This is a genomic window from Enterobacter sp. SECR19-1250, assembly GCF_013391025.1.
Taxonomy (GTDB): Bacteria; Pseudomonadota; Gammaproteobacteria; order Enterobacterales; family Enterobacteriaceae; genus Enterobacter; species Enterobacter cloacae.
Map to the genome: position 1 here is coordinate 12,333 of NZ_JACASJ010000095.1, position 7,056 is coordinate 19,388.

At 61.7% G+C, this 7,056-nt stretch carries 7 protein-coding genes and 2 pseudogenes; all 9 read right to left on the reverse strand.

Features of this window, described 5'->3' with window-relative positions:
* Window positions 1-194: pseudogene (locus HX884_RS20385) on the reverse strand (hypothetical protein); the annotation flags it as partial.
* 32 nt (window positions 195-226) lie between these two features.
* Window positions 227-1,282, reverse strand: coding sequence for a major capsid protein (locus tag HX884_RS20390; protein ID WP_048703333.1), 1,056 nt, complete (start codon window positions 1,280-1,282; stop codon window positions 227-229).
* Entirely contained in the window at window positions 1,279-1,740 is a 462-nt protein-coding gene (locus tag HX884_RS20395; protein WP_137047867.1) for a hypothetical protein, read from the reverse strand. The genes HX884_RS20390 and HX884_RS20395 overlap by 4 nt, the downstream gene beginning before the upstream one ends.
* A complete protein-coding gene (locus HX884_RS20400) occupies window positions 1,740-3,104 on the reverse strand; it encodes a DUF2213 domain-containing protein (RefSeq protein WP_137047865.1) in 1,365 nt (454 codons plus the stop codon). The genes HX884_RS20395 and HX884_RS20400 overlap by 1 nt, the downstream gene beginning before the upstream one ends.
* A 324-nt stretch (window positions 3,105-3,428) precedes the next feature.
* Window positions 3,429-3,674, reverse strand: coding sequence for a DUF2274 domain-containing protein (locus HX884_RS20405; protein ID WP_166159912.1), 246 nt, complete (start codon window positions 3,672-3,674; stop codon window positions 3,429-3,431).
* Window positions 3,671-4,945 carry a TrbI/VirB10 family protein gene (locus tag HX884_RS20410; RefSeq protein WP_166159913.1) on the reverse strand — a complete coding sequence of 425 codons (1,275 nt, stop codon included), beginning with the start codon at window positions 4,943-4,945 and terminating at the stop codon, window positions 3,671-3,673. Before HX884_RS20410 ends, HX884_RS20405 begins: the two co-directional genes overlap by 4 nt.
* Before the next feature lie 2 nt (window positions 4,946-4,947).
* The gene (trbG, locus tag HX884_RS20415; RefSeq protein WP_166159914.1) at window positions 4,948-5,940 is read right to left on the reverse strand and encodes a P-type conjugative transfer protein TrbG; all 993 of its coding nucleotides are present in this window, start codon (window positions 5,938-5,940) and stop codon (window positions 4,948-4,950) included.
* Window positions 5,937-6,641 (reverse strand): conjugal transfer protein TrbF, encoded by a 705-nt coding sequence (gene trbF / locus HX884_RS20420; protein ID WP_166159915.1) that lies wholly within the window; start codon window positions 6,639-6,641, stop codon window positions 5,937-5,939. The genes trbG and trbF overlap by 4 nt, the downstream gene beginning before the upstream one ends.
* A gap of 24 nt (window positions 6,642-6,665) precedes the next feature.
* A pseudogene (locus tag HX884_RS20425) lies at window positions 6,666-7,056 on the reverse strand (P-type conjugative transfer protein TrbL); the annotation flags it as partial.

The window sequence follows — 7,056 nt, forward strand, 5'->3', positions numbered from 1 at the left end:
TCTGCAGGTTTATCGTCAGCACCAGGAGTGGCAACTTCAAGTTCCTGCTCTTCAACTTCGCCAACGACCGAGACGCGGCCAGCGAAAGGAGGTGGCACATCAACCGCAACGAACTCATGACCCAAAGGCAGTTGCTGGAATACGCCGTTAATCGTTCCCCAGCAGCCAGTCTTCTCGACTTTTAACTTTTTCATGCTCTCTCCTGAAGAAAAGGGGCCGAAGCCCCTTAACCCTGTGCGTTGAACACTTTGGAACGACCGTTGAAATCGCGCTTAATCTGCAGACCGACAGCACTCCAGACCAGGGAGTTGTAGTTGTCGAACGGATTCTGGCGCGGGATCATGAAGGTGCCCACCGGCGCGGCAATGCGCGTTTTGATGTACTGCGAATTGCGCACGTACGCGATGAAGTGGTTACCCGTCAGCTTAAAGGTCTGGTTAACAGACTCAATACGGCCGTAGCGCAGGATGTACTCCAGCACGGTGCCTTCTTTGAAGCCGGCAGCGGAGGAATATGGTTTGCTCATGTTGCGCATGATGTCAGGCGACACCCACACCTTCACCTTCTCCTGCACGTAGTTATCGTCCAGAAGCTTAGCGAACGGTCCGGTGAAGAATGCGACCATCTGGTCAGGAGTGGCAGTGGTCAGGTCGATGTTCAGACCGGATGCGCTCAGATCCACTTGGTTGGTGTTGGCGTGGTTGGTAATACCTGCGCCGACATAGCCCTTCACCTTCACTTTCGCGTCACCTGAAAGCATGTAGTCGGCCATATCCTCGCGGATGGCTGCAACGTGCGCTTCCTGGTCATCTGCCATTGCGTCAAGGTTTTCGGACTGCATGCCGTTCCACTCACGCCATTCACGGCTGTATCCGGTGTTGAAGATCGGGATTGGGTCACCAGCTTCGTCGTAGATGACTTTATCCAGCTCTTCTGGCACGTGGCCCGTCAGTGAGCGATGAACCTTGCCAGCGTCACTGGAAACGCGGTACAGCGCCGCCGTCTTGCCGATAGAAATCGGCGTACCGAGACCGAGCAGATCATCCAGCAGACCGTTGCCTTCGTCATTACGGAAGACTCGGGTGGTGATGTTGTCCACTTCACGCCAGTAGTCTTTGGAGATCAGCGCGGCCTGGTTAACTTCCAGCGCGCCGCCGTACTGGGCAGCAATGGTTCCCTGGTTGATGTTGAAAGATTCACGCTGCATCAGCAGCTGATTCCATGCCTGCTTCACCTGATTGTGCTCGGTGATAAGCTTTTTGTTGAATACGATCATGCTCATGCGGTTGCTTTCCCTGATTTGCGAACTTTCACGAGCTGAGCTTCAGCGCCAACGGTGATTTTTTCGCGTGAATAAAAGAGGACCTGGTCGGTGGCTGGTGTGGCTGACTTGGCCAGCGTGCCGTCACCGGCAGAAACCAGACCTTCGTTTTCCAGCAACACTTCGCCTGCTTTGACCAGCATGTGGTAATCCACATCGTCTTCGCACATGATGGCCGCGCCGGTATCACCTGCAGGAACCGAGTCGCGAATGTCACCACCGCCGATATAGTTGTGCTGAAGAGCCAGAGCAACTCCTGCACCACCAGCGACATTGTGAACCGCCAGTTTCCCGGTGCTGTCGAGCATCACCAGTGAGCCGGGCTTCACGGCCGCCGCCATGATTGCTTCAATGACCTGCGGGTCATCCTTACGGGCCGGGCCCGCGATTACGGTATGGAAACGAGGTGCGAGAGCCATTATTCAGGTGCCTCCATGTTAAGGATTTCACTCTGAGCGCCATTCCCCTGGAATGCAGGGTTCAGACCGGTGCTGGTCTGGCACTGTGAGTACAGGTCGTTTAGCACGTCGCCAGCCAGCGAGTTGATCGCCGCTTCAGTCATGAACGAGAATTTCGCTTTAACCGCATCGCGCTTGGTTTTCAGGTCGCTTTCTGCGTTCGCCTGCAACTGAGATTTCAGCGTGCTGATTTCATCGGTAAGCGGCTTCAGTGCCAGATTCACTGCGGCAGTAATAGCGTCAGAGTTGATCTGAGCCTGGCTCGGGTCGCCGCCGCCATCTTTCTTCTGCATCTGCTGGTTGTAGGCATCCCAGACCTGATCGTCGGTCAGCCCCTCGGTTTTAACGCCTGCGGCATTGAGCGCGGCGATCATCTTCTCTTTCATCGGGTTTGTTTCTCCGTTGGTTTTGACTTCGTACTCAGTTGGTTTGCGCACGACTTCTACTGGATCACCGACGAGTTCAGCCTTGCCATCGTCGTCAATGAGGTACTTTTGCTGGAGGTATTTGCCGTTTTCCTCGTAAATGAAGCGATCAGGCCAGACGGCTTCCGGCCAGAAGTAATATGTTTCAGGCTTACCCTCGCTCATCTTGTTTCGCAGCGCCGCGCAGATTTCATCGAATGAGTAATTCGAGGCGTTGCTCAAATAAAACTTGGTTTTGTTCCACCAACCGTCTTTCATGCTGTTGGCGGCATCGATGAGGCTCGTCGCTTCAACATCGGCCTCCTGCCCGTCAGCGTTGACGAACATGCCGACGCCTTCATCCGGCGTCCCGGCGCCGGGCTCGTCGAGCAGGATCGCGATGTGGTCGAACTGCATGTTGTGAGCGACCCAGGAGTATTTCTTCTGCTTCGACTCACCTGCCTTTTGCTCTTTGTTCAGCAGCAGTCCGGTTGAGACATGAATCGGGTCGGCGTTGTTGCCGGAAATCATGTCGTCCAGGCGCTGAATAAGGCGTTTACCGTCAGGCTTGGTGTCTGCTACAGCCTTATTGACGTAAACGTCCATCACGACTTTGTCGTTTGCCTTGCTGACGTTCTGAGACCATGCCCCGGCGTAGTAATCGTTTACAGCCTGCGGGTCGTTGGCGCTGACGTATTTGCCGTTCACCATCGGGTGGCCGATCGGCATTAACTTGCGCTCCATCGTCTGGTAGCTGTTGTTAATCTCCTCCGCCGGGTACAGCCCGCCATTCATCACGATGTCATCGACGATCGGAACCGCACCACGAATGACGTAGTGTTCCTGGCCGTTGATGGTGGTCGTTGAGATGTTGGAGGCGTTGATGGCGAGGCTTTTTACATGAATACTTGAGAGCTTCATCTCCTCTCCTGATTTTGTTATGGCAACAAAAAAGTGCCGGTGTCAAGTCTTTCGTGTCCATCATGCAAGGCTTGAAACCGTATATGGGACAGTAGGTTAGCTCTTTTTCAGGCCACTTTGCAGAAGTTTGGCCGCTTGGGCTAGGAGCCACATAAGAGCGTTGGGAGAGAAGGCCGCATCGCACTGTGTCGTGCTGGATTGCCGAGAAACGGCGGGCCTGTTTCATCATCATAGCCCAAGCCGCTCTTGGTGGCATCCAGAACGAAGAACGCGCGGCCTTGGGCCGCGCGTTCGATGGATGCTGCTGGGCAGTGTTCGAGGCCATCATGTCGGCTTGGACGGCACGCTCCGCGTCGTGGTGCCCTTCCTGAATCCCCTATCCCCCGCCATGAACGCCTCCAGCATGTGTGGGATCAACTTCTCGGCATCGACCGCCTCGCCATACGTCTGCGCGTGCAGCGCGGCGTAGCGGTCGAGGTCGGCTTTCAGGCTGGCCGGGCAGGCAAAGGTCAGCTTGACGCTCTCGGTCTTGGGCAGCGGCCCAAGCCGCATTTTCTTGGCCGTGTTCATTGCGAAGCCCCCCGATTGAAGAACAGCGGCTGGTACGGCCGCAGCACCAGATCCCGGTTCACGATGACGCGAACTGGCAGGCCTGGCCTGATGGTCAGCGTCGGCTGAATGTCCATGTTGCGCCGGGTAATCTCCTGGCCGACCTGATTGATGCTGTCCTGGGCGCTGTCGCGCCCGACAATGACGATGCGGTTGCCATCCTGGCGGTTCTCGGGTGCGGCCAGTTCGGCACCTACTCCCAGCAGCGTTGTCAGCACCGCACCCGCGACGATGCGATCCCAGTGCCAGTCCACGTCATCCTCCAGGCCGGAGTAACCGGCCGGGTCGGTGCCGATGAGGTTGTCGAGCGTCAGCGAGGACGTATCGGGCAGGATGACCCGATTCCACACCACCTGCACGCGGCTCTGCCCGTGGCTGACCCGGCTGTTGTAGCGCCCGAGGATGCGCGATCCCTGCGGAATCAGTAGGAACTTGCCCGTGGCCGAGTCATAGACCGGCTCCGTCACCGTGCCGATCACGTCGCCCGGAAGATCGGACTTGATGCCCGTCACCAGTGCCCCAGCGATCACCGTTCCGGCCATGACCTGATACGGCGAGGCCGGCAGCGCCAGATGGCCGGAATTGCGGGTTTCCGTAGAACCGCTTTGCAGGAATGCCTCGTTCTGGTCTTGCCGACTCCGCGCAGCAGCAGGGGCGGCAAGCTGGGCTGCCGCCGAGGCCGGCCCAGCGGCGAGCGGATCGAAGGCGGCGAGCGTGCTGGTAGCGCCAGGAGTGCCCGATGCTGCCTGCGCCACCGTGGCGGCGGTTTGGCCCTGGCCGCCCGAGCGGAAGAACACCGACGAAGCCGCTGCGGCTTCCGCCTCCTTGCGTAATGCGTCGTTGGGATCGTGGCCGGGAGCCGAGTAAGCGGCCACGGCCGGCTGCTGCGAGTTCACGATGGCTGGGCCAAGATCGCCCGGCAGCGGCGGCCCCAGCTCGGGCACCTTCGGCGGCAGCTTCGAGTAATCGGCCGGCAGGCCGTCCAGCCCTTCGGACTTGCTCACGCGATCGACGTTGTAAAGCTCGGTCTGTTCGCCCGCGCCGCGCCGCTGCGGTTGCAGCGACCAGATCGTGGCCCCGAGCACGGCGACCGACAGGCCGCCGATGAGGACGGCCAGCGTGCGCCGGTTCAACCGGGTCACAGCACGCGGCTGGGCACGAAGCGCCACCGCCTCGGGCGCGACCTTGCCCGCCTGCGGCGTGGCGAGGTCGGGAGTGTCGTCCTGGCTCATCGTCAGTTCCTCCGTGCCACGCCATCCGTGCGCTCGATTCGCACCACGTCGCCCTTGTCGCCGCCCAGGCGCAGTTCCGCCGCGCCAAAGAGGCGATCCACGATGTAGTACGGCGAGCGGAAGCGGTAGTTCACTAGTTGTCCGTCACCTTCCGGCCCGATCACGAACAGCGGCGGAAGATCGCCTTGCGCGATGCCAGCGGGAAACTGGATATAGACCTTCGCGCCATCGTCGAAGGCGCGCAGCGGCTTCCACGGCGGATTACTGCCGCTGACCGCGTAGCGGAAGCGCAGGTTCTCCAGCGACAGGCCGCTATCGACCGGCGCGGCGGCGCTGGCCGCCTGCGCCTGGCGCTGCAAGGCCAGCATCCGGTCGCGCGGATACTCCCACGAGACTGACGCCATCCACGTCTTGTCCGTGGAAGTCAGCTCCAGCAAGTACGTCCTGCGGCTGGTGGTGATGACCAGATTGGTCTTGAGGCCCGAGCGGATGGGCTTCACCAGCACGTTGACGCGCAGGTCGGCACCGCTGCCGCTGGACGTGTCGCCCACGATCCAGCGCACGGTATCCCCGGCGGCCACCGTCACTAGCTCCTCGCCAGGTTGGAGCGACACCACGGTCACACGGCCCACGGCCGCATAGACCTGATACAGCGCGCCATCGGTGAAGGGCCACACCTGAATCGCGTTGACGTAGCCCTCGCGCGTAGGCGCGACACGGGCCTCGGCATTGGCGCGTGAAACGCGCACCTTCTCGTCGGCCGGCTCGGGCGTGGGCTTGGTGCCCTCGGCCTCGGGAACCGGCATCAACTGCGCTGGCATCGGCAGCACTTCGGGCACGGCCACGACTTCCACCGGCGCGAGCGGCTCCGGTAGCGGCTGGGCCTGCACCGGCTCATCGAGCGAGATGGTCGGCGGCGGCTTGCCCTGCGTGGCGCAGCCCGCGAGGGCCAGCAGGATCAGCGGCAAGGCGGATTTGCGGAAAACATCATTCATGGCTTTGCTCCTTCGGAAGAATCCAGTTCGCGGCTCCACGACAGGCCGTTGACGTAGATGCCAAGCGGGTTCTTGCGCAGGCGTTCTTCGGTGCGCGGCGGCTGGAGCACGATGGACACCACCGCCGTCCACCGCTCCAGGCCCGCTGCGGCGCCGTTGACGTAGCGCCGTTCCGTCCAGCGCACGTTGAAAGACGTGTCGCTGGCGCGCACGACGCTGGTGATCTGCACCGTCACCGACTCCTTGCCGATGCGTGCGAACGGATCGTTGACCCGCGCGTAGTCGTTGAGCACGGCCGCGCCCTTGTCGGTCGTGTAGTCGTAGGCGTCCAGCCAGTTTTGGCGGACGACGATGGGGTCGATGGACAGCGAGCGCACCAGCGTCACGAAGCGCGCGATGTGGTGCGCCGTCTGCGCATCGTTGGGCCGGTACGACGTGGCGGCTTCGCCTACGGCGCGCACCTGGCCTGCGTTGTCCACTTCCACGACGTAGGGCGTCACGATGGACTGCGCCGAGCGCCACACCAGGCCGCCGGCCATCAGCAGCGCTAGCATGAGGCAGCCGAAGGCCATGAATCGCCAGTTCTTGGCCTGGACGCGGGCCGAGCCGATACGGTCGTCCCACACCTGGCCAGCGGCTTGGTACGGCGTGGCAGGCTGCGGCGTGTCGGCGTAGCGCACCTGCGGTTTCTTGAATCGCATGGTCAGTTCTCCTTGTGAATTGCGTCAGTCGTCGGAGCCGCGCAGGCTCGGGCCTTGGCCGGAGCCGCCGCCATCGCCACCGCGCAGCGTGTGGGCGGTGGTGGTCGCGGCATGGGTGAGTTGCTGGCGGCGTTGCAGCCGCTTGGCCCAGGCGGGTTGCTCGGACGTCTGTGCAGCGGCAACGCCTGCGGGGGCTTCGCTGGCGGTTGCGGCTGACGTGCCAGCGTCGCCGTTCCAGCCCGCGCGGAACGGCGCGGCCATGCGCTGCCCGGCAGCGGAAGCGCGGGATGCGGCAGCGCGTCCGGCAGACTGCGCGCCGGTCTTGGCGACGTTGCCCAAGCCCGCCATCGCGCCCTTCGCGCCGCCGCCGGCGGCGGCGGAACCGGCCTGGAACGCCGACTTCGCGCTGCTGGCC